We start from the raw sequence: 22,256 nt of genomic DNA on the forward strand, positions 1-22,256 counted from the left end.
GTCAGGACCGGGTGATCTGCTCCGAGGTGACCAGCCGCTCGAGCCGGGACGCGTCCTGGGCGAGCTCGCGGGCGGTGGCGGCCGAGGTGAGCACCACGGACCCGCCGCGTGCCCACACGTCGACGGTCTCGCCGAGCGCGCGGCGCACGGTTCCCGCGCCGCGGACCAGCGAACGCCCGGCGTCGTCCCCGGCACCGGCCGCGCCGTCGGCACCCGGGAGCGCCGAGAGCGGTGCGGGTCGCCCGGCCGCGGGGTCGAACCCGATGGCGTCGCCGTAGGTCATGACCGCGGCTGCGGCGTCGATCGCCTCCGGCGGCAGGTCGCCGTCGAACCGGCGGGCCAGCGCGGGCAGGGCGACGGCGACGAGCTCGGCGGTCGTGCCCGCCCAGCGCTCGGGCCGGGAGGTCACCACCACGTCGGGTGCGTCCGCGTCCGCGGCGTCGGCGTCCGGGTCGCGCAGCACCACGGCGGCGCCGCACCGTGCGGCCGCCAGCGCCCACACGGTCTGGCGCCAACCGACCGGCAGGTCGACCACGACGTCGGTGCCCGGCCCGGCGTCGAACTCCTCGACGAGCAGGTTGACGGTCTTGGAGACCCAGTTGCCGAGGACCGCCCCGGACAGCTCGATGCGTTCGCCGTCGTCGCCGTACCAGGTCAGGGCAGGTCGTCCGCCGGTGGCGACGAGGCGCTCGAGGAGGTCGGTGACGGTGCTGGGTGGAGTGCTCACGGCGTCAGCCTACGAGCGCCGCGCGCCTCAGGCGCACCTCAAGGGCACCTCAGACAGTTGTGAACACGACGTGCAGTTTGGCGGCTTAGCACATTTCGGCTTGACGACCCGGAAAGACACGCGTGTAATTCCAGGTATGCAGTTTCCGACAGAACGGCATGGAGGGGCACGCCATGTGGAACTTGCTCGACGGGGACGAGGTCTTCCCGTCTGATGTGATGAGCGAGCCGGACCGGGTCGCACCGGTCCTGCCGCTGTTCGGCCAGGACGTCGTCGAGGACGACGCGACCCTGCTGGGGTGGCAGGAACGAGCTCTGTGCGCCCAGACCGACCCGGAAGCATTCTTCCCTGAGAAGGGCGGGTCGACGCGCGAGGCCAAGAAGGTCTGCGCATCCTGCGAGGTCCGGTCCGAGTGCCTGGACTACGCGCTCGAGAACGACGAGAGGTTCGGGATCTGGGGCGGGCTGTCGGAGAGGGAGCGTCGCAAGCTGAAGCGGCGCGCCGTCTGACGGATATCCCACGCGGTCCGCCTTGCGCGCCGCATCATGGCGGACAGGATGACTGCTCCGCACCTGACCCAGGCACCCCGGCACGACGAGGACGCGACCGACGGCGCGGCCCTCGACACGACGACGTCCCGGGGCGGGACCGGGCGTGTCGCGGTCACCGTCACGACCGTCGTCGTCACCCAGGGCCGCACCCGCTTCCTGCAGGCGACGCTCGACGCCGTCGCCGCACAGGACCGCGCGCCGGAGGACGTGGTCGTGGTCGACGTCGACACGACCGAGTCCACCGCGAGCCACACCGACCTGCGCATGGGCGGGCGCCGGTTCGTCGGCGGTGCGGGAGCACGCACGCTCGGCGAGGCGGTGGACCATGCCCTCGCAGTGACCGACCTCCCGCCGTCCACCTGGCTGTGGATCCTGCACGACGACTCGGTCCCGGCACCCGACGCGCTGGGCCGGCTGCTGCGCGCCGTCGAGCACTCGGCCGCCGTCGCCGTCGCCGGGTGCAAGCAGCGTCGGTGGCACGTCGAGGACGACGGGCCGCAGGCCGCACCCGACCCGGAACGCCCCGGGCTGCTCGTCGAGGTCGGCTACACCGTCTCGCCCCTGGGCCGGCGGATGACCGGGCTCGACGACACCGAGATTGACCAGGGTCAGCACGACGCCCGTGAGGACGTGCTGGCGGTCGGGCTCGCCGGGGCGCTGGTGCGGCGCAGCGTGTGGACCACGCTCGCGGGCACCGACCCCGAGCTCGGCAGGTTCGGCGACAGCCTCGACCTCTGCCGCCGTGCACGCCTGGCCGGGCACCGCGTCGTGGTGGTGCCGGACGCCGTCGTGCACCACGCGCAGGCCTCCTTGCGCGGACTGCGGGGCAACCGTGTCCCCGCCGGGGCCACGGCGTCCGCGTACGCCCGGCGGCGCAGCCAGCTGTACGCGCGCCTCGTCGGCGTCCCGTTGCCGCTCCTGCCGGTCGCGGCCGTGGCCATGCTGGTGTGGGCGCCCTTCGCCGCGGCCTACCGTCTCGCCCTCAAGCGCCCCGCGCAGGCCCGGGACGAGCTCGTCGCCCCGATCGTCACCGTCCTGCGGGTGGTGCCGTGGGTCCGGGGACGACGGCGCGCCGCCCGGACCCGCACCCAGCCCCGGCGGGTCCTGCGCCCCCTGCGGGCGAGCTGGCGGCAGGTCGTGGCCGAACGCCGGGACGCCCGCCTCGCCCGCACCGAGGCCCAGCGGGTCGTCTGGCAGCCGAGCGACCTGGAGCGCCACGAGCTGCGCGGGCTGGCCCGCCGCCGTCGGACGGCGCTCGCGCTGGTCCTGCTCGCCGCCGTCGCGGTGGCCGGCGCGGCGTTCGGGCCGTGGCAAGGCGTCCTCGCCGACGGCGGCCGCGTCGTCGGTGGTGCGCTCCTGCCCGCGCCCGCCGACCTCGCCACGGCGGTCGAGGCCGCCACCTCCGGCTGGGTGCGCGACGGTCTCGGGACCGGCGCACCCGCCGACCCGGTGCTCCTCGTCCTCGCGTTCCTGACCGCCGTCACCGGCGGCAGCGCGCAGCTCGTCGTGAACGCGCTGGTCGTGGCGGCGCTCCCGCTCGCGGCGCTGGGCGGCTGGTTCGCCGCCGGAGTGGTGACCCGCTCGGCCTGGGCCCGGGCAGCCGCCGCACTGGTCTGGACGGCCGCGCCAGGCTTCCTGGAGAGCCTCGGGACGGGACGGGTCGGCGCGCTGCTCGCCCACCTGACCCTGCCGTGGGTGCTCGTCGCGGTGGCCCGCGCCGTCGGTGCCCACGCCCGTGACGCGGTAGGACCGCCCGCCGCACGGCGCGGCTCGCTCGGTGCCGCCGCCGCTGCGGGCCTGCTCCTCGCCGTCGCCGTCAGCGCGGCCCCCGTGCTGCTCCCGGTGGCCGTCGTGGCCGTGGTCGGCGGGATCGCCGTCGCGTGGCGACAGTGGCGGCGCCTGCTGCTCGTGCTCCTGCCAGCCGTGGTCGTGCCGCTGCCGTTCTGGTGGCACGCCGTGGCGACCTGGTCGGAGGGCGGGTGGCGTCCGCTGCTCGCCGAACCGGGGGTGCCGTTGCCGACACCCTCGCCGGACGGGCTCATGCTGCTCCTCGGCCACCCCACGGCGCCCACGCCGTGGCTCACGGGGACCGCGCCGGACGACGGCCCGCTCGCGCTCGTGCTGGCTGCCGGCCCGTGGCTCCTCGGCGCGGGCGTGCTGGCGCTCGCGGTCGTCGGGCTGCTCGTGCGCCGCCGCGTCGTGGCCTCACGGCTCGGCATCGCGCTCGCCGTCGTCGGCCTCGTCGCCGCGCTGCTGGCCGCCGGCACGACGGTCGCCTCCGGCCAGGCCGCGGACGGGATGAGCGCCGCCGTCCACGGCTGGCCCGGGGCAGGGCTGTCCGTGCTGCTGCTCGGGCTCGGGCTCGCCGCGCTGGCCGCCGCACCCGCTCCCGGGGAAGGCCGCACCCGGCGGGTCGGCGTCGGCGCGCTGGCCGCGCTCGCGCTCGTCCTGCCCGTCGGCGGCCTGGCCGTGTGGTGGCTGGACGAGGCGCAGGGCGCCGACTCGGTGGCCGACCTGCAGGTCACCGACGCGGCCGTCGTCCCGGCTGTCGGGCAGCAGATGCAGTCGCCGCCGCGTGCGGCCCGGGTGCTCCAGCTCGACCGCACGGACGGCGTCGTCGACTACACGCTGCTGCACGCGGACGGCTCGAGCCTGCTCGACTCGTCCGTCGTCGTGCGGGCCCGGGACGCCGGTCTCGCGCCCGGCCCGGCCCGCGACGACGTCGCCGGGCTGGACGAGCTCGTCGCCCAGGTCGCCGTCGGCCGGGCCCCCGACCTCGCGGCCCGGCTGTCCGCGCTGGGGGTCGGCGCGGTCCAGCTCCCGCCGGAGGGCGACCCCGAGCTGGTGACCACGCTCGACCTCGTGCCCGGGCTGGCTCGGGTCACGGAGGGCGCCGTGCTGCTGTGGCGGGTCGGCATCGAGGACGTCCCGCCACCGGGCTGGGCCTCCGTGCTCGACGACGTGCCCGACGAGGGCGCCGTCGAGGCACCGGGACGTACTCTCGCGGCGGACGGCACCGCCGTCGACGACCGCGTCGGGGACGGCCCCGGCGACCGCGTCCTCGTCCTCGCCGAGACGGCCGGTCCGTCGTGGCGGGCCGAGCTGGACGGCCGTCGGCTCACCGCGGTCGAGGTGGACGGCCGGCAGGCCTTCGAGCTGGGCGGTGAGGCAGGACACGTCACCGTGGCCCACGAGGCGTCCTCGCGACCGCCCTGGTTCGCCGTCGCCGGTCTGGTGCTCGTCGCCTACGTGCTGCTCGCGCTGCCCGTCGCCCGCCGGAGGCTCCGATGAGCCGGCTCGTGCGCGCAGGACGCGCGACCGTCGCCGTCGTCTCCGGCCTCGCCGTCGTGGGCGTGCTGGGCGCGACCGCCGCCGTCGGCGACCAGTGGGTGGGCCGGTGGACGGGTGCGACCCAGGCAGCGCTCGACGCCGGCACGCGGGAGGTCCCGGTCGAGCCCGCGGAGCGGTTGTCGGTGTGCCCGCCGCCGGTCCGGCTCCCGGACGGCGCCGACGTCGGCGACGAGGAGTTCGACGCCGCACCGGTGCGCACACAGACCACGCTCGGTGCCGCCGTCGGCGGCGCCACGGACCTTCCTGGCCTCACGGCGCTGGACGGCTCGGGCGACGAGCCACTGACCGAGGGTGCCGGTGCGGCGGTGACGTCCGGGCCGGCCGACGAGGTGCGGGTGCTGCACGCGCAGCCCTCGGCGGCCGACCCGCTGCGGACCTCCGCCGCGGTGGCGTCGCTGACGACGGCGGGCGACCTGCGCGGGCTCGCCGCCGCGTCCTGCGCCACGCCCAGCACCTCGCACTGGCTGGTGGGCGGCAGCAGCGAGGTGGGGGCCAGCGCGCTGCTCGCGGTGCAGAACCCCAGCCCTCGGCCGGCGTCGGTCGCGCTCGAGGTGTTCGGCCCGTCCGGGCGTGTCGCCGTGGGTGGTCAGTCGGCGTTCACCGTGGCGCCGGGGGAGCAGGTCGTGACGCGCCTCGACTCGCTCGCCCCCGAGCAGCGCCGGCTCGCCGTGCACGTGCAGGCCGCCGGCGCGCGGGTGACCACGTCCCTGCAGAGCCAGGGCATCGACGGTCTACTACCCGCGGGGACGGACCTCGTCCAGGCGGGCGCCGAGCCGGCCGACACGCTGAGCGTCAGTGGCGTGGTCAGCCGCGGGGAGGCGGCCGACGACGAGCACGCCGCCACCATGTGGCTGCTGGCTCCCGACGGTGCCGGCACCGCCGACGTGCGCGTCTACGGCCCGGACGGACGGGTGACCCTGCGCGGGGCGGAGCGGGTCGCCCTCGCCGCCGGTGACGTCGTCGGCGTCCCCCTGGGCGGCCTGGAACCGGGGCCCTACACCGTGGTGGTGGACGCGGACGTCCCGGTGGTCGGGGCAGCACGCTTCGCCGTGCCCGGCGCTCTGGACGAGGACGCCGTGGTCGACGGCACACCGTACGACGTGGCGTGGAGCGCCGGCCGGACGCTCGGCGCGCCGGACGAACCGACGTCCGGCCAGGTCGCGCTGCCCCGTGGCGCCGACGGCGCGACGCTCGTGCTCGCGGGCGTCCCGGCGGACCGAGGGGTCGACGACGCTCCCTCCGGCGACGTGATCGCCACGGTGCGCGGCCTGGACCAGGACGGCACGGTGGCGGCCGAGCAGGAGGTCACCGTGCCGGTCGGCGGCACCGTCGAGCTGCCCGTCGCGGACGTCGGGGCCGTCACCGCGGTCACCGTGGAGGCCGCGGCGGCCGGTGACGCGGCCCTGGTCTGGTCGGTACGCCTGGCCGCAGCGGATGCCGCGCAGACGGCCGACGCGCTCGTCGCGACGCTCGACCCGACGCCCACGGTCGTCGCGCCGGGCGGCGTCGCCGTGCGGCGGGTCGACGCGTGGTGACCTGACGGGCGACCCGGGACGGGCGCCCGATCCGTTCAGCGCGCCCCGAAGCCGGGGTCGATCTCCTCCGGCGTCCGCGCCAGCAGATGTGCCACCTGCTCGACGACGACCTCGTGCACCAGCACCGCGAGGTCCTCGACGTCCAGGGCACGTGACTCGACCGGCCGCCGGTAGACGACGATCCGTGCCGGCTGGCCCGCCTCCGCGGGGAAGAGCCGGCCCAGCGGCACCCCGCCGGACTCCCACGGCGCCGGGTCCGACGGCGGGACGTCCTCCACGGCGAGCTCGGTGCCGCTCACCGCCGGCCAGGACCTCTCCACGCGGGCGAGCGCGTCCAGCACCAGGTCGTCGAACCGCTCGGCGCGGGTCCGGCGCGCGGGCGCCCCCGGTGGCATCAGCGGGCCACGGATGCCGCGGCCCCGGCGGTCGCGACGGCGCAGGCCACGGGGAGCGGGGGAGTCGCGCGGGGGCGTCAGATCGAAGCTGCTCACCGTCCGAGCGTAGCCACGACCGGCGCGCCTGGAGCGAGGAGGGCGCACCCGGAAGTATTCTCCCGGCGTGAGATCGACCAGGCAGTGCTCGCGCACGGCATGCACGGAGGCTGCTGTGGCGACCCTCACCTACGTCTACGCGGACTCCACCGCGGTGCTCGGACCGCTCGCGCAGCACGCCGAGCCCCACAGTTACGACCTCTGCTCCGTGCACGCCGAGCGGCTGACGGCACCCCGCGGCTGGGAGGTCGTCCGCCTGCAGCCGGAGTTCGCCGTCCCGCCGCCGTCCAAGGACGACCTCTCGGCGCTCGCCGAGGCCGTGCGCGAGGCCGGCCGCGGCCGCCGGACCGACGCCGCGCCGTCGCCCGCCGAGCCGAACGTCACGGAGACCGCCCGCCGGGGCCACCTGCGCGTGCTGCGCGCCGAGCCGGACTGAGGACCGAGGTCAGGGGACCCAGGCGCAGACGACGTGCCCCCGGCCCGAGACCCGCAGGGCGCCCGCGTCGTGCGGCACGAACACCGACCCGCCGCGGGACAGCGGCGTCGGGCGCGGCACGGCCGCTGCGTGCAGCTCGACCTCGCCGTCCAGGGTCAGGACGACGCGCGGACCGGAGCCCGGCAGGTCCGCACCTCCGGCGACGTCGGCCAGGGTGAGCGCGAACTCGGTCACCGGCGCGCGGTAGGTGTGCACGCCCCCCTGGGCGCCCGACGTGGTGCGATCGGGGACGGCAGGCGGTCGCGGCGCGAACGACGCGCACTCCAGGAGTGCCTCACTGTCCACCCGCTTGGTCGTCAGGCCCGCGCGCAACACGTTGTCGCTCGAGGCCATGACCTCCACCGCGAGGCCCGAGAGGTAGGCGTGCACCTCGCCCGGGGGCAGGAACAGCGCCTCACCGGGGTCGAGGGTGACGCGGTTGAGCAGCAGCGAGGCGAGCACGCCCGGGTCGCCGGGATGCTGCTCGGCGAGCGCCAGCACCGTGGCGTCCGCCCGGGCCGACGGCGAACCCGACGCGAGGCGGTCGCGTACGGCCTCGACGGTGGTCGCCACCTCGCCGGGGCACTGTGCCGAGGTGCGGGCGGCGAGCAGGTGGGTGAAGGCCGACCGGACGCCGGCGGGGGAGCGGTCCGTCTCCAGAGCGGTGCGCATCTGGGCGACCAGGGGGCCGTCGAGCCCGGCCAGGAGGTCCAGGACCGTCCGTGGGGTGCGGAAGCCGGCGAGGCCGTCGAACTCGGTGAGGGCGACGACCATCTCGGGCTTGTGCTGGTCGTCGTGGAAGGAGCGCTCGGGGGAGTCGGGGGCGATGCCGAGGCGGTTCTCCCGGTTGAACCCCGCACGTGCGAGGTGCGGTCTGGGGTGCACCTGCAGGGACAGCGCACGGTCGGCGGCGAGGACCTTGAGCAGGAACGGCAGCCGCGGGCCGAACCGGTCGGAGACCTGCCGTCCGAGCATCGCGTCCGGCGCCGACCGGACGAGCTCGTGCAGCGGCACCCCGCCCGCCCGGCTCGGGGCGCTGTGGTGGGCGCCGAGCCACAGCTCGGCCACCGGCCGCCCGTCGGGGACCGTCCCGAGGAGCGCGGGGATACGCGTCGGCGAGCCCCAGTCGTAGCGCCGCAGCGAGTTGTCGAGCAGATGCAGCGCGGTCACGGCCTCAGCCAACCACAGGACGGCGGACCCGGAGGGGTGAAGCCTGCCACGGACGGCCGGCTCGCGGCGGGTTGCCGCTGCCGGTGCGCCGTAGGCTGTCCGGTGTGACCGATCTTTCGAGCATCATCAAGGCGTACGACGTGCGTGGCGTGGTCCCCCAGGAGCTCTCGCCGACCGTGGCGCGGGCGATCGGCGAGGCGTTCGCGCGCGAGGTGGTGGCGCCGGAGGGTGCCTCGCGGGTCGTGGTAGGTCATGACATGCGTGAGTCGGGCCCTGGTCTGGTCGAGGCGTTCGCCCAGGGTGTGACGTCGCAGGGTGTGGACGTAGTGCGTATCGGCCTCTGCTCGACCGACGGTCTGTACTTCGCGTCGGGGTCGTTGGACGCGCCGGGGGCGATGTTCACCGCGTCGCACAACCCGGCGCGGTACAACGGGATCAAGCTGTGCCGGGTCGGGGCACGACCGGTGGGGCAGGACTCGGGGCTGGCGCAGGTGCGCACCCGGGCCGAGGAGCTCCTCGACGGCACCGCCGGTGCTGCCGGCCCCGACGGCGCCGAGACGACGCCGGGCGTGATCGGCGACGTCGACCTGCTGGCCGAGTATGCCGCGTTCCTGCGGGGCTTGGTGGACGTCTCGACGGTGCGGCCGCTGAAGGTGGTCGTCGATGCCGGCAACGGGATGGCGGGGCTGACCGTCCCGGCGGTGCTGGGTAGCGCCGCGGGTCTGCCCGCGCTGCCGCTGGAGATCGTGCCGTTGTACTTCGAGCTGGACGGCACGTTCCCGAACCATGAGGCCAACCCGCTCGAGCCGGCGAACCTGGTCGACCTGCAGGCCGCGGTGGTGGCGCACGAGGCCGACATCGGCCTGGCGTTCGACGGTGACGCGGATCGCTGCTTCGTGGTGGACGAGCGCGGCGGTGCCGTCTCGCCGTCGGCGGTCACGGCGCTGGTCGGGATGCGTGAGATCACCCGTGAGCTGGCCGCGGGCCGCACCCCGACGATCATCCACAACCTGATCACGTCGCGCGCGGTGCCGGACCTGCTCGGCGCCGCCGACGCGCGCCTGGTGCGCACCCGGGTGGGGCACTCGTTCATCAAGGCCGAGATGGCCTCCCACGACGCGGTGTTCGGAGGGGAGCACTCCGCGCACTACTACTTCCGCGACTTCTGGTTCGCCGACACCGGCATGCTCGCCGCGCTGCACGTGCTGGCCGCCCTGGGCAGCCAGGACCACCCGCTCTCCGCGCTGGCCGAGATGTACACGCCGTACTCAGCCTCCGGGGAGATCAACTCGACGGTGAGCGATGCCGCCGAGGCGGCCGAGCGCGTGCGCGAGGTCTACACGCGCGCCTACCCCGAGGCGGTCGTGGACACCCTCGACGGCATGACCGTCTCCCACTGGGACGGTCAGCACCCGCGGTGGTGGTTCAACCTGCGTGCCTCCAACACCGAACCCCTGCTCCGGCTCAACGTCGAGGCGGCCGACGAAGACATCATGATCAAGCTGCGCGACGACGTCCTGTCGCTCGTGCGGGAGGAGAAGGACGCATGAGCGAGACCGGAACGCCCTGGATGGACCCGTGGGTGCGCTCGGTGCTGCGCTGCCCGGTGACGGGCGCGGAGCTCGTCGACGCCGTCGGGCCCGACGGCGAGCCCGAGCTGCACTCCACCGATGCGCAGCGCCCGCTCGCCTACCCGGTCCGGGACGGGATCCCGGTGCTGCTGGAGCCGGAGGCACGGGCCCTCTGACCCGACCTGACGGGGGCCCGCCGGCCGGGCCGATGACGTGCGGATGAACCGCAGGTGCCCCTCGGGCGAACAGTGGTCGGCGACTCGCCTCACGGTCGCCGAACTGCTGCTTCGGTGACGTCTGGCCTGGTTACGCTCACGCCGTGCCTCGACAAGATACGGCTGTCGTCCATTTCGTCCGCAGCCTGGACGCCCGGATCGCGGGCGGAGCCAGGGCCGTCCTGGAGCGTGCCGGGATGTTTGCGCGGAGCGGTTGGTCCAGCCACCTGGTCGTCACCGGGGTCGTCAACGAGCGTGACGTCGCCATGGCACGGCAGGCAGGGCTGCTCGACCCCGCACTCCATGTCCACGCCTACCTGCACGAGGCGCCCTCGTGGCAGGACCTGCAGGAGGCCGGCAGGAGGGCACCGCTGGCACCGGCAGCCGTGCTGGGGCGGGGGGTCTCGCTGATCCGCCATGTCGAGACGGACGAGTCCCGTCGCGTCGTCGAGACCTCGGTGGACGGCGTCGTGCGCCGCCAGGAGGTGACGTCCCGCAACGGACGTCGCACGCGACGCGTGAGCCTGTACGACGAGCACGGTCGCCGTACCGAGAACTGGCTCTACATCGACGGCGCCCCTGTCGTGACCAGCGAGATCGACCCGGGCACCGGACGGTGGCTGCGGTCGGACTACATCGCCGAGGGCCGGTACCGGTGGGCGACCGTCGGGTACGAACCGCCGCTGGGCACCGCACCGGCGACGTTGCACACCACGGGGGAGCGCACCGACGTGGGCACGGTGCTCGCACGGTGGCTGGACCGCGAGTTCGCGGCCTGGGCGCAGGTCGTCGCCTTCGCCGACGGGGAGAACGTCTGGCAGCGCGCGCTCCGGCGGATGCGGCACCCCGGGGTTCGCGGCGTGAGCGTCCTGCACAACTCCCACCTCGGCGAACCGTACGACGCCACGGCCGGGACGAAGCCGCACTGGGACGGACTCTTCGACGACCTGACGAATGTGCGCACGATGGTGTGCCTGACGAGCCGTCAGCGGCAGGACCTCATCGAGCGGTACGGGGACCTGCCGCTGGAGATCGTGCACCACGCGGTGCCCGCCCCCCGCGAGCGCCCAGCTGTGCCTCGAGGCCGACACCTGGTCTTCATCGGCCGTCTGGCCGAGCAGAAGCGGATCGAGCACCTCCTGGAGGCCTTCGCGGCGGCCCGCAGGACGGTGCCGGACGCGCGGCTCGAGATCTACGGGTCGGGACCTCTGGAGGACGAGGTCCGCCGGTGGATCTCGGAGCGCGGGCTCGAGGGCGCGGTCGATATGCGCGGGCACACGGCCGACCCGTTGGGCGCGTTCGCCGCGGCCCGCGCCGCCGTGATGACGTCCCGCTACGAGGGCCTGCCGCTGACGTTGACCGAGGGCATGGCGGTGGGCACACCGTTCATCGCCTACGACCTCAACTACGGCCCGGCCGAGGTGATCCGCGACGGGACGGACGGCTTCCTGGTGCCGGCCGGGGACGTCGAGGCGTTCGCCGACCGGATCGTCGCCGTCCTGCGCGACGACGGCCTGGCGAAGCGTCTGAGCACAGCGGCACGAGACGTCGTCCGCCGCTTCTCGGCAGGCCGATATCGACAGAGCTGGACCCGTGTCCTGGACGACGTGGCGGACGGTGCCGGCACCGGCCGGGCTCTCGTGAAGGAGGAGGCATGAGCGCCAGGCAGCGCGCGGTGCGACGGGTCGTGGGCATGGTCGGGCAGCGTGCGGCGACCGCGCTGGCGAGGGTGGCGCCGACCTCGGGACCGGCACGCCGGGCGGCCGACAACGCCGCGTTCCGGGAGCTGGCGCTGGAGCAGACCGGAGGTGGGACGGATGCACTGGCCCGGTCGCGCGAGGAACTGGCCCGGCAGGTGCGGAAGACCTCGCCGTCCGGGAGTCGGCTCTGGCTGCGACTGTCCGTCGGAGAATCGAGCTGGTGGGACCTGCCGGGCGCCGCGAGCCGGTCGTTCGCCGTCGCCGAGGCTGCGGTGGACGCCGGCCGTCTCGACCTCGCCGACGCGGTGCTCGCCGTGATGGAGCGGTCCCGGCCGGAGTACTCCAAGGTGCTGCACCTGAGGGGCACGCTCCACGCGACGCGAGGCGACTGGGCTGGCGCGCGGGAGTGCTGGGAGGTGGCGGAACGGCGCGGCGGGGGCGACCCGGACGCCGTCGGACGGAGGGTGGCCGACGAGAAAGCCCGCGCCCGCGTCCGCCGGCTCGTCGAGCAGGTGCCGGGTCATCTCCCCGCAGTCCAGGACGGAGCCCCCGGTGCGGCCGCGTATCGCCGGGCGGTCGGGCTCGCACCGAAGTTCTTGCGGTCGTGGGCGTTCGACCGGGCCGTGGAGGAGTTCATCGCCCGTTCGAGCGCCGCCGCCCTCACCGACGGCCTGACCCCCCTGATGGACGCCTGGACGAGGATCGGGGCCAAGCACGTCGCCCTCGCGCCGCCGGAGCTGGTCACCGAGACGGAGTGGGTCGACGTCGAGGGATTCGCCGACTATCTCCGGGGGAGGTCGGTGGCACTCGTCGCGAACTCCCCGGCGCTCCTCACGGCGGAGCTCGGCGAGCTGATCGACTCCTACGACGTCGTGATCCGCTTCAACTCGTTCGTGATCGACCCCGTCCACACCGGTGAGCGGACGGACGTCCACGTGGCGTTCCACAAGTACGACTTCAACCTCGACGTCCCGGTGGACGTCCGCATCATGGTGTCGGGGGAGCCGACGCTCTGGAGGGAGTCGGTCAAGGTCCGGGCCGTGCCCGGCCGGCAGCGGATGCTGGGTGATCTCAGCCTGCGGTGGCCGGCGCCGAGCCTGGGCCTGATCGGCGAGGACGACCCGTTCAAGCTGCCGACGGCCGGCTTCAACATGCTCCGCCTGCTGCTGCACCTGGACGTGTGCCCCGTCGTCGACCTGGTCGGGTTCGACTTCTACCGCTCCGGGATGCTGCGCGTCGACGGAGCGCAGAGCATCCCGCACTCGTCCGGGCACGACTCCCGGGCCGAGCAGGAGTGGATCATGGCCCACGCGGCCGCCACTGACTCTCATGTCATCTCGATGAAGACGAGGACTGCCGCATGACCGCCGCCGAAGCGACCTTCTCCGAGCTGCTCGGCCGTGCGGACGATCTCGCCCAGGATGCCGACCACGAGGGAGCGCTCGAGGTCCTCGCCGAGCTGGCGGCGCGGCCCGGCGTCCTCGCGAACCCGCGGTACGTCTTCCTCCTCTCCCGGGTGCTGCGGGCGACGAGTCGGTACGACGCCGCCGACGACGTGCTCGCGCTGCTGCACAAGGACGACTTCCTCGTGAGCCGGGCCGAGACCGAACGGGCGCAGATCGCCTGGATCCGGCACCGGTACGAGCGCGGCGTCGAGCACGCGACGCACGCCGTGCGGGCCAACCCGGGCAACGCGGCGGCACACGCGGTCCTGCGCCGCGTCCGGGCTCCGATCACGCCCGCGCCGGAGACGGCACCCACCGGAGGTGTCGCGCACGCCGCGTTCTACGTCTCCGACGGTGGCAACTTCGGCGACCTGGCTCTGCCGCTCGCCGTCAGGGCGGCGTTCGTCGAGGCAGCGGGACCCGTCGACTGGCTCCCCGTACACGTGCACCAGGTCTTCGACGAGGAGCGCCTCGAGCTGACCAACGCACAACGGGCTCTCGTGGTCGGTGGCGGCGGCCTGTTCCTCCCGGACACCTCGCCCAACGGCAGCTCCGGATGGCAGTGGAACGTCCCGCGGGCGATGCTCGAGCGTCTCGACGTCCCGTTCGCGGCGTACGCCGTCGGCCTCAACCTCTTCGCAGGGCAGCGGTTCCACGGTGACCTGTTCCGCTCGAGTCTGGAGGCGTTCACCGAACGAGCCCAGTTCCTCGGCCTGCGCAACCACGGGTCCGTCGACCGCGTGCGCGAGATGCTTCCCTCCCACCTGCAGGACAAGGTGCGGTTCGTCCCGTGCCCGACGACGGTCCTGCAGCGCATCCGCCCGGGCCTCCCGCCGGTCGAGGTCGGGACCGGCCGGGTGCTGGTGAACGCCGCCTACGACCGGTCGTCGCGCCGGTTCGGTGGCGGCTACGAGACGTTCCTCGCGCAGATGGAATCCTTCATCGGGCAGGTCTCGGCATCGGGCGCCGAGGTCCGGTTCGCCTCGCACCTACCGGGGGACGAGCGGTTCGTGCGGGACCTTGCGGCGCAGCACGGCCGCGAGCTGCCCGTGGACCGGCTGAACCTCATGTCCCCGGAGCAGGGATTCGCGCACTACCGGCGCGCCAGCCTGGTGGTCGGCATGCGCGGCCACGCCTCGATGATCCCCTTCGGCCTGGGCACGCCGATCCTCAGCATCGTCTCGCACCCGAAGATGCGGTACTTCCTCGAGGACGTCGGTCGGCCGGAGTGGGCGTTCGACGTCGACCGCGCGGACCTGGGCATGGCTCTGGCCGGACGGGCGCAGGACGTGCTGGCGCACGAGCAGCGGTACCGGGCCGACGTCGCGCAGCTCCAGTCCGCGCTGCTCGAGCCGATCGAGAAGGCCGCCGCCGACCTGCTGGCGAACGCGTCCGTCCGAGAGGACCGACGACTGGTGAGCTAGCGGGTGTCAGGTGAACGTCATGAGCCCCTGATCTTCGTGATCCACGACGCGGGCATGCTGCCGTGCGTCGTCGCGCGGCCCACCCACGAGCGCATCTGGTCCGCCTTGCCGGACAGCGTCGCCGTGCGCCCGTTGGGCTGGGTCGCCGTGAGGGTGCGCACCTGACCGCTGGACCACTTGCGGGTGACCTTGATCGAGGCGACCTTGTTGAGCCCGAAGAGGCTGCGGGCCTGCTTCTGGGTGATGGTCCGCGTCCACGAGGCGTAGGAGTTCCCGGGCGCGCGCAGGCTGTACGGGTCGTTGACGCTGCGCTCGTAGGACAGCCTGGAGGACCACACGTCCTCGGAGTTGCCGGTACGGCCGCCGCTCGAGGAGAAGTAGTGGGCCGCGACGGGCCGACCTCCCACCTGCAGCACCCGTGCTCGGGTCTTGCCCTTCGTCGTCTTGTCGACCGCCTTGGTCCAGACCGCGCCGTAGCGGCCGCCGGACCCCTCGTTCTCCTTGTTCCAACCCGTGTAGTGCTGGTCGCGGACGTCGTCGACGATGTGGCAGCGGCACGTGGACTTGCCGTCGTGCTTGGAGATCGCGTACGACCGGGCGGTCATGGCCTGCGCGCGGAGCGCGGTGCCGCCGCCGTTGAGTCCCCAGGACGACGGCATCTCGGCGATGCCGTACAGGTACTCGGTGTTGAGCAGCACGTCGTTGGTGATGTTCGGCGTCATCTTCCGGTTGACGATCGTGAGCCGCCCGTGCCGGTAGGAGCCGTGCGCGCCGTCGATCGTCGCGACGGCCTTCTTGCCGTGCGAGCGCCAGTAGTTGGTGCCTGACCACTGGACGCGCATCATGTCGCCCTTGTAGACCTTGCCGCCGACCTTGACGCGCACGGCGCCACGGTTGCCGATACGGACCTTCATGGTGACCTTGCCGCTGCCCTGGGCGACGGTGCCCTTGCCCGGCTTCTTGACGCGCCAGTCGCCGCCCGAGACTCTGACCCAGGTGGTGCGCCCGGAGTCGCCGTAGCCGGAGAAGTTGTACGGGTCGGGACCGTGGACCTGCACCCGGATGCGCTTCGGCGTCTTGGTGTACGGCGCCTTCGCCCCCTTGTAGTAGTGCTTCAGGATCTTGATGCCGCCGTATCCCTGCCGGGACAGCTCGTAGGCCCCGTACTGGCTCATCCCGACGCCGTGACCGTATCCGGAACCGGACACGGTGAACTTGTCGGGCGCGTCCGCGGCCGATGCCGGCGCGCTCGCGGCGACCCCTCCGGCGGCTGCGACGAGCAGTGCGGTCAGCACGGAGACCGTGCGGTGGTACCAACGACGTCGTTGCATGGTGTGAACCCCCTGTGTTTACTGTGCCTCAGGGGTCTATGCACAGCATCTCGAGATCACCGCGCACCGGTGCGTGGAGGGAGAGCCAGTAGGCTCGCCGTCGTGCATCTCGCCCACCGTCTGATCCTCTCCGACCTGCCCGCGCGGCGACCGCTGACCGTCGAGGACGGTCCCGGTGTGCTCGACGGGGGCGCGCTGCACGTGCCGCCCGGCGCCACGCAGGGTCTGGGCACCTACCTGAACGGCTTCCCGGGTTCCTACTGGGCCCGGTGGACCGGTGCGACGCGGGCACGGATCCGCCTCGAGGTCTCCGGCGAGGGCACTTTGCGGCTGCTGCGGTCGGACGCCGGGGGGCGGGTCAGCGAGGTCGCCTCCGGCCCGGTCGACGAGCCGCTCGAGGCGGACCTCTCGCCGGACGGCGGCTGGGTGTGGTGCGAGGTGAGCGCCGCGGCCGACGACGGCGCGACCGCAGGTGGCGTCGTCGTCGGCGGGGGTGGGTGGTCCGTCGACGTGCCGCCCCGGCGCGACGGCGAGGTGCTCCTGTCGATCACCACGATGGACAAGCCCGACTACTGCGTGGCGACGCTGGCGACGCTTGCCGGGTCGGCCGAGCTGACCGCGGCCGACGTCCGGGTGCAGGTCGTGGACCAGGGCACCCGCAAGGTCGCGGACCATCCGGGCTTCGGGGACGTCGCGGCAGCGCTCGGGGACCGGCTGCGGATCGTCGACCAGCCGAACCTCGGGGGTTCGGGCGGCTTCTCGCGCGGGATGCTGGAGACGCTCGACGCCGGCGCCGACGCCGTGCTGATCTGCGACGACGACGTCGAGGTCGAGCCGGAGGCGCTGCTCCGGGCCGTCCGGTTCCACCGGTCCGCGACCACGCCGGTGGTGGTGGGCGGGCACATGCTCGACCTCGCCCGGCCCACGGTGCTGAACTCCTTCAGCGAGGTGATCCACCGCCGTACCTTCAACTGGGGCCCGCCGGTCATGGAGCACCAGTGGCACGATCTCGCCGGTGGCCTGCGTGCGACGCCGTGGTTGCACGCGCGCGCCGAGTCGGACTTCAACGGTTGGTGGATGTGCCTCATCCCGGCGGCCGCGCTGCGCGAGGTCGGGCTCAGCATGCCGCTGTTCCTCAAGTGGGACGACGCCGAGTTCTCGCTGCGCGCCGGGGAGGCGGGCTTCCCCACGGTCTCCCTGCCGGGCGCCTGCCTGTGGCACATGGCCTGGACCGAGAAGGACGACTCCGTCGAGTGGCAGGCGTACCTGCACGTGCGCAACCGGGTGATCACCGCGCTGCTGCACGCCCGAAGGGCCGGGCTGCTGCCGGCGGCCCTCCTCGCGACCGACCTCAAGCTGCTGCTGGCGATGCGCTACTACCCGGTCGACCTGCACGTCCGCGCCCTGCGCGAGGTCTTCTCCGGTCCTGGCCGCCTGCACCCGGAGCTCGGCTCCGTCGTCGCGCAGGTGCGTGCCGTCGGTGCCGAGCACCCGGAGACGGCCCGGCACGGCGCAGGCGACCCGGCCTTCGACACGGTCGCGGGGACGACGGCGGCACCCCGCACGGGTGCGCGGCCCTCCGGCGCGCCGGCGCTCGCCGCGTTCGTGGTGCGCGGCGTGCTGCGGACCCTGCGGCCCGTGACCGCAGCGGGGCGCGAGGCACCCACCGCGGCCCTCCGGCGCACGGACGCCGGCTGGTGGCAGGTGCCCTCCCACGACTCGGTGCTGGTGCTCGACGCCGACGGCACCAGCGGCGTGTGGTTGCGCCGCGACCGCCGCAGGTTCTGGCGCCTGGCGGGGGCCGCCGTCGTCGCTCACGTCCGCCTGGCGACGCGCTGGCGTTCGCTCGCCCGCACGTGGCGTGCGGCAGCCCCCCACCTGGTCTCCCCGCAGACCTGGCGGGCGGACTTCGCACCTGGTCACGACGACTAGGATGTTCCGGATGTCCGCCCCCGTAGTCGTCGCCGTCGTCGTGTCGTACAACCGAGCTGAGCTGCTCGGTGCAGCGCTCGACGCCCTGGGCGACCAGAACCGCCCCGTGGATCGCATCGTCGTCGTGGACAACGCCTCGACCGACGATGCGCTCGCCGTCGCACGGCAGCACGCCACGGCCCCGCACGTCGTCGCGCTGGCCCGGAACACCGGGGGAGCAGGGGGGTTCGGTGTCGGCATCGCGACGGCCGTGGCCGAGCTGGGCGCCGACCTGGTGTGGGTCATGGACGACGACACGATCCCGACGCCCACCGCGCTGTCCGCCCTGCTCGCCGCGCGTGACGCCTACGACGGCGAGGTCGCGGCGCTCTGCAGCCGGGTCGTGTGGACCGACGGCTCCGACCACCCCATGAACACGCCGCGCCGTCGCCCGGGCGCGAGCACCGCCGAGGTCGAGCGGGCGCAGGCGGCCGGCGCGATCCCGGTCCGCTCGATGTCCTTCGTGTCGATGATGATCGACACCGCGGCCGTGCAGCGCTCCGGGCTGCCCGTGACCGACTACTTCATCTGGAACGACGACTTCGAGTACGCGACGCGTCTGCTGCGGCACCGCGTCGGGCTCTCCGTGCCCGGCAGCGTGGTCGAGCACCGCACCAAGAAGCTCGGGGCGACGGATGCGGACCCGGGGCCGCGCTTCTACTACGAGGTGCGCAACAAGATCTGGATGTTCTCGCGTTCCGAGGCGCTGTCCGTCCGCGAGCGCGTGCTGTACGGCGGCTCGACGGTGCGGCGGTGGCTGCGGACGTTCCTGCGCTCCAGCGACCGGCGCACCCTCGCCGGGGCCGGCTGGCGAGGGTTCTGGCACGGGATCACCCGGGCGCCGCGCCCGGACACGGAGGTGCTCTCCGGCGTCGGCCCTGCGGCGCTCACCGTCGCCCGGCTCCAGGCGGGCGCGTCGCTCCCGGCACCCGTGCCCGTGCGTCGCACCGCGGCGTCCACCGGCAGCTTCGGTACCGGCGAGCCGCTCGACGACCAGCGCTTCTCCGTGCTGCTGCCGGTGTACCGCGGCGACGACGCCGCGCACCTCGAGCGCGGGTTCCGCAGCGCGACCGTCGACCAGACGCTGCGTCCCGACGAGATCGTCGTCGTGCGCGACGGACCCGTGGGCGAGGAGATCGCGGCGGTGCTCGAGCGGTTGCCGGAGCTGACCGACGTCCCGGTCACCGTCGTCCCGCTGCCCCACAACCTGGGCCTGGCGCGGGCGCTGGAGGAAGGTCTCGCCGTCTGCCGCCACGAGATCGTGGCACGCGCGGACGCCGACGACATCTCGCTGCCCGAACGGTTCGCGGTGCAGGTGCCGCTCGTGGCGAAGGGCTACGACATCGTCGGCTCGGCCATCTGGGAGTTCGAGGAGGACGAGGACGAGCGCGGCATGGTCCGGGTCCCGCCTTCCGGCGAGGGCATCGCCCAGGCCGCCCGGTTCCGCGACCCGTTCAACCACCCCTCCGTGGTCTACCGCAGGTCCGCCGTCGCCGCCGTCGGGGGGTACCAGCACCTGGACCTCATGGAGGACTACCTGCTGTTCGCGCGGATGCTCGCCGCCGGTGCGCACGCCCAGAACGTCGCCTATCCGCTGGTGCTCTACCGGGTCGGGGCGGGCGCCTACGCCCGTCGGGGCGGACGGCGGCTGCTCGCCTCCGAGCTGGCGCTGCAGCGGACCCTGCACGACGAGGGCTTCGTGTCCACGCCGCAGATGGTGCGCAACGTCGTCGTGCGGGCGGGCTACCGGCTCGTCCCGCAGCGCGTGCGCCAGGCCGGCTACCGCCGCTACACGCGCAAGCGCGGCGGCTACGTCCCCGACGACCTCTAGAAACCTTCAGGAGATTGACCATGAACGCCGACCTCGTCGTCGTCGGGACCGGGTTCTACGGTCTCACCGTGGCCGAGCGGATGGCTGCCGCCGGCCGCCGCGTGCTGATGATCGACCGCCGGGACCACCTCGGGGGCAACGCGTACTCGGAGGACGACCCGACCACCGGCATCGAGGTGCACCGCTACGGGGCGCACCTGTTCCACACCTCGAACGAGCGGGTGTGGGAGTACGCCAACCGGTTCACCGACTTCACGGGGTACCAGCACCGGGTGTACACCACGCACCGGGGCGAGGTGTTCCCCATGCCGATCAACCTGGGGACCATCAATCAGTTCTTCCGGTCGGCGTACGGGCCGGAGGCGGCGCGCGAGCTGGTGCGCGAGCAGGCGGCCGAGCTGGGCGACAAGGAGCCGGAGAACCTCGACGAGCAGGGGGTGCGCCTCATCGGCCGCCCGCTCTACGAGGCGTTCATCCGCGACTACACCGCCAAGCAGTGGCAGACCGACCCGCGGGAGCTCCCGGCGTCGGTGATCTCGCGGCTGCCGGTGCGGTACACCTACGACAACCGTTACTTCTCGGACCGCCACGAGGGCCTGCCCGTCGACGGGTACACGGCGTGGCTCGAGCGGATGGCGGACCACCCGAACATCGAGGTGCGGCTGTCCACGGACTTCTTCGACACCTCGCAGCCGGTCCACGCCGGTGCCGTGGTGGGCCAGGTGCCGGTGGTCTACACCGGGCCGGTCGACCGGTACTTCGACTACGCGGAGGGCGAGCTGTCCTGGCGGACGCTGGACTTCGAGACGGAGGTGCTCGACGTCGGCGACTTCCAGGGCACCACGGTGATGAACTATGCCGACGCCGAGGTGCCGTACACCCGGATCCACGAGTTCCGGCACTTCCACCCCGAGCGCGACTACCCGCGCGACAAGACCGTCATCATGCGGGAGTTCTCGCGGTTCGCCGCCCGCGAGGACGAGCCGTACTACCCGGTGAACACCCCGGAGGACAGGGCGCGGCTGCTGCGCTACCGCGAGCTGATGCGCGGTGAGACGGACGTGCACTTCGGGGGCCGGCTGGGCACGTACCAGTACCTCGACATGCACATGGCGATCGGCGCGGCCCTGTCGCTGGTGGACAACCACCTCACCTGACCCCTCCCACCCTTGTTGCCGTTCGGCCGCCGGGGAGGATCACGCCGCAGGGTGGGGCGGGGGTCAGGGGACCCAGGCGCAGACGAGGTGCGCGGCGCCGTCGGCCGTGACGGGCCCGGCGGCGTCGGGCACCAGGCAGGACTCGCCGCGGCGCAGCTCCACCTCGCCCGCGTCCGTCAGCAGCCGCACCACGCCGTCCAGCACGAGCACGATCCGCGGACCGTCGGGGGCGAGGGCCACCGGTTCGGCCGGGTGGACGTCGGCGGTCATGAGGGCGAACTCGGAGACCGGCGCCCGATAGCTCGTCACGAGGCTCTCGTTCCCGGCGACGACGGTGTCCGGCCGCACCGGCGGTCGCGGGGCGAACGCCGCGCACTCGACGAGCGCGTCCGCGTCGACGTGCTTCGTCGTCAGACCGGCGCGCAGCACGTTGTCCGAGGCCGCCATGATCTCCATGCCGAGCCCGGACAGGTACGCGTGCACCTCGCCGGCCGGGACGAACATCGCCTCGCCCGGCTCGAGCGACACCCGGTTGAGGAGCAGCGAGGCGACGGCACCGGGGTCACCGGGGTGCTCGGCGTCGAGCTGCAGCACGGTCGCGTCCGCGCGGGCCGACGGCGAGGCGTGCGCGGCGCGGTCCCGCACGGACGCGACGGTGGCCGCGACGTCGGCCGCGCAGCCGGGCGCCGACCGTGCCGCGACGGCCAGCTCCATGGCCGCCCGCAGCCCGGCGGCGGACCGGGTGCCCTCCAGCGCACCGCGGACCCGGGAGACGAGCTGGCCGTCCAGGCCGTCGAGCAGCTCGAGGACGGCGCGCGGGCTGCGGAAGCCGGCCAGCCCTTCGAACGCGGTGAGGGCGACGAGCATCTCTGGCTTGTGCTCGGTGTCGTGGAACGAGCGGTGCGGCGCCCCGGCGGGCAGCCCGGCACGCGTCTCGCGGTGGTAGCCGGCCCGCGCCGCGTGCGGCCGGGGGTGCACCTGCAACGACAGCGCGCGACGCGCGGCGAGAACCTTCAGCAGGTACGGCAGGCGGGGACCGAAGCGGTCCGCGACGCGCCGGCCGAGCACCGCGGTGGGCGCGTCGGCGACCAGCTCCGCCACGGACGCGCCGGTGCGGAGCCGTGACGGGGCGGACGGGTGCGCCCCCAGCCACAGCTCGGCCGCGGGCCGGCCGTCGCGGGGGAGGCCCAGCAGGCCTTGGATGTGGTCGTGGGAACCCCAGTCGTACGGTTGGACCGTGTTGTCGAGCCGGTGGGTGGCGGCGAGATCGACAATTGTTGTTGGTGAGGTGTTCATCGGTGATTCATCGAC

17 protein-coding genes are annotated in these 22,256 nt (G+C 73.8%); 12 read left to right on the plus strand and 5 right to left on the minus strand.

From position 1 onward, the window contains the following. Position 1 precedes the first annotated feature (1 nt). Positions 2 to 727: a TIGR03089 family protein gene (locus ACH5HR_RS15985; protein ID WP_416478792.1), complete on the minus strand. Its 726-nt coding sequence runs from the start codon at positions 725 to 727 to the stop codon at positions 2 to 4. 173 nt (positions 728 to 900) lie between these two features. Between ACH5HR_RS15985 and ACH5HR_RS15990 the strand changes: the two genes are divergently transcribed. Genes ACH5HR_RS15990 through ACH5HR_RS16000 form a run of 3 tightly spaced genes read left to right on the plus strand, consistent with a single transcriptional unit; the run spans position 901 to position 6,164 of the window. Continuing rightward, a complete protein-coding gene (locus ACH5HR_RS15990; RefSeq protein ID WP_416478793.1) occupies positions 901 to 1,236 on the plus strand; it encodes a WhiB family transcriptional regulator in 336 nt (111 codons plus the stop codon). Between the two features lie 48 nt (positions 1,237 to 1,284). Next, a complete protein-coding gene (locus ACH5HR_RS15995) occupies positions 1,285 to 4,569 on the plus strand; it encodes a glycosyltransferase (protein ID WP_416478795.1) in 3,285 nt (1,094 codons plus the stop codon). After that, on the plus strand, positions 4,566 to 6,164 hold the full coding sequence (locus tag ACH5HR_RS16000) for a DUF5719 family protein (protein ID WP_416478796.1): 1,599 nt from the start codon (positions 4,566 to 4,568) through the stop codon (positions 6,162 to 6,164). The genes ACH5HR_RS15995 and ACH5HR_RS16000 overlap by 4 nt, the downstream gene beginning before the upstream one ends. 35 nt (positions 6,165 to 6,199) lie before the next feature. Here the strand turns inward: ACH5HR_RS16000 and ACH5HR_RS16005 are convergent, their stop codons facing one another. After that, positions 6,200 to 6,655: a metallopeptidase family protein gene (locus ACH5HR_RS16005; protein WP_416478798.1), complete on the minus strand. Its 456-nt coding sequence runs from the start codon at positions 6,653 to 6,655 to the stop codon at positions 6,200 to 6,202. A 67-nt stretch (positions 6,656 to 6,722) separates the two neighbouring features. Between ACH5HR_RS16005 and ACH5HR_RS16010 the strand changes: the two genes are divergently transcribed. Beyond that, positions 6,723 to 7,091 carry a DUF3499 domain-containing protein gene (locus ACH5HR_RS16010; RefSeq protein WP_402377880.1) on the plus strand — a complete coding sequence of 123 codons (369 nt, stop codon included), beginning with the start codon at positions 6,723 to 6,725 and terminating at the stop codon, positions 7,089 to 7,091. Between the two features lie 9 nt (positions 7,092 to 7,100). Here the strand turns inward: ACH5HR_RS16010 and manA (ACH5HR_RS16015) are convergent, their stop codons facing one another. Then, positions 7,101 to 8,300, minus strand: coding sequence for a mannose-6-phosphate isomerase, class I (manA, locus tag ACH5HR_RS16015; RefSeq protein ID WP_416478800.1), 1,200 nt, complete (start codon positions 8,298 to 8,300; stop codon positions 7,101 to 7,103). Positions 8,301 to 8,395: 95 nt separating this feature from the next. Here manA (ACH5HR_RS16015) and ACH5HR_RS16020 point away from each other — a divergent pair, with 95 nt between their 5' ends. The 5 genes from ACH5HR_RS16020 (at position 8,396) to ACH5HR_RS16040 (ending at position 14,655) form a co-directional block, all read left to right on the plus strand. Continuing rightward, the gene (locus ACH5HR_RS16020; protein WP_416478830.1) at positions 8,396 to 9,850 is read left to right on the plus strand and encodes a phosphomannomutase/phosphoglucomutase; all 1,455 of its coding nucleotides are present in this window, start codon (positions 8,396 to 8,398) and stop codon (positions 9,848 to 9,850) included. Beyond that, positions 9,847 to 10,047 carry a Trm112 family protein gene (locus ACH5HR_RS16025; protein WP_402377871.1) on the plus strand — a complete coding sequence of 67 codons (201 nt, stop codon included), beginning with the start codon at positions 9,847 to 9,849 and terminating at the stop codon, positions 10,045 to 10,047. The genes ACH5HR_RS16020 and ACH5HR_RS16025 overlap by 4 nt, the downstream gene beginning before the upstream one ends. Before the next feature lie 143 nt (positions 10,048 to 10,190). Then, positions 10,191 to 11,744: a glycosyltransferase gene (locus ACH5HR_RS16030; protein WP_416478802.1), complete on the plus strand. Its 1,554-nt coding sequence runs from the start codon at positions 10,191 to 10,193 to the stop codon at positions 11,742 to 11,744. Then, positions 11,741 to 13,150: a glycosyltransferase family 29 protein gene (locus tag ACH5HR_RS16035; protein ID WP_416478804.1), complete on the plus strand. Its 1,410-nt coding sequence runs from the start codon at positions 11,741 to 11,743 to the stop codon at positions 13,148 to 13,150. Before ACH5HR_RS16030 ends, ACH5HR_RS16035 begins: the two co-directional genes overlap by 4 nt. Continuing rightward, the gene (locus tag ACH5HR_RS16040; protein ID WP_402377863.1) at positions 13,147 to 14,655 is read left to right on the plus strand and encodes a polysaccharide pyruvyl transferase family protein; all 1,509 of its coding nucleotides are present in this window, start codon (positions 13,147 to 13,149) and stop codon (positions 14,653 to 14,655) included. Before ACH5HR_RS16035 ends, ACH5HR_RS16040 begins: the two co-directional genes overlap by 4 nt. Positions 14,656 to 14,672: 17 nt before the next feature. On the opposite strand, the gene ACH5HR_RS16045 is transcribed toward ACH5HR_RS16040, so the two are convergent. Then, the gene (locus ACH5HR_RS16045) at positions 14,673 to 15,986 is read right to left on the minus strand and encodes a SpoIID/LytB domain-containing protein (protein ID WP_402377860.1); all 1,314 of its coding nucleotides are present in this window, start codon (positions 15,984 to 15,986) and stop codon (positions 14,673 to 14,675) included. Positions 15,987 to 16,088: 102 nt separating this feature from the next. On the opposite strand from ACH5HR_RS16045, the gene ACH5HR_RS16050 reads away from it, so the two are divergent. The 3 genes from ACH5HR_RS16050 to glf are packed head-to-tail and all read left to right on the plus strand — an operon-like array spanning position 16,089 to position 20,945. Further along, positions 16,089 to 17,918, plus strand: coding sequence for a glycosyltransferase (locus ACH5HR_RS16050; protein ID WP_416478806.1), 1,830 nt, complete (start codon positions 16,089 to 16,091; stop codon positions 17,916 to 17,918). Positions 17,919 to 17,928: 10 nt separating this feature from the next. Then, positions 17,929 to 19,788, plus strand: a complete 1,860-nt coding sequence (locus tag ACH5HR_RS16055) for a glycosyltransferase (RefSeq protein WP_416478808.1) — start codon at positions 17,929 to 17,931, stop codon at positions 19,786 to 19,788. Positions 19,789 to 19,808: 20 nt separating this feature from the next. Beyond that, positions 19,809 to 20,945, plus strand: coding sequence for a UDP-galactopyranose mutase (gene glf, locus ACH5HR_RS16060; protein ID WP_416478809.1), 1,137 nt, complete (start codon positions 19,809 to 19,811; stop codon positions 20,943 to 20,945). A gap of 63 nt (positions 20,946 to 21,008) precedes the next feature. Here the strand turns inward: glf and manA (ACH5HR_RS16065) are convergent, their stop codons facing one another. After that, on the minus strand, positions 21,009 to 22,241 hold the full coding sequence (gene manA, locus ACH5HR_RS16065; protein WP_416478810.1) for a mannose-6-phosphate isomerase, class I: 1,233 nt from the start codon (positions 22,239 to 22,241) through the stop codon (positions 21,009 to 21,011). Between the last annotated feature and the right edge of the window lie 15 nt (positions 22,242 to 22,256).

The sequence above is a fragment of the Isoptericola maris genome (assembly GCF_048065335.1).
Classification (GTDB): domain Bacteria; phylum Actinomycetota; class Actinomycetes; order Actinomycetales; family Cellulomonadaceae; genus Isoptericola; species Isoptericola rhizosphaerae.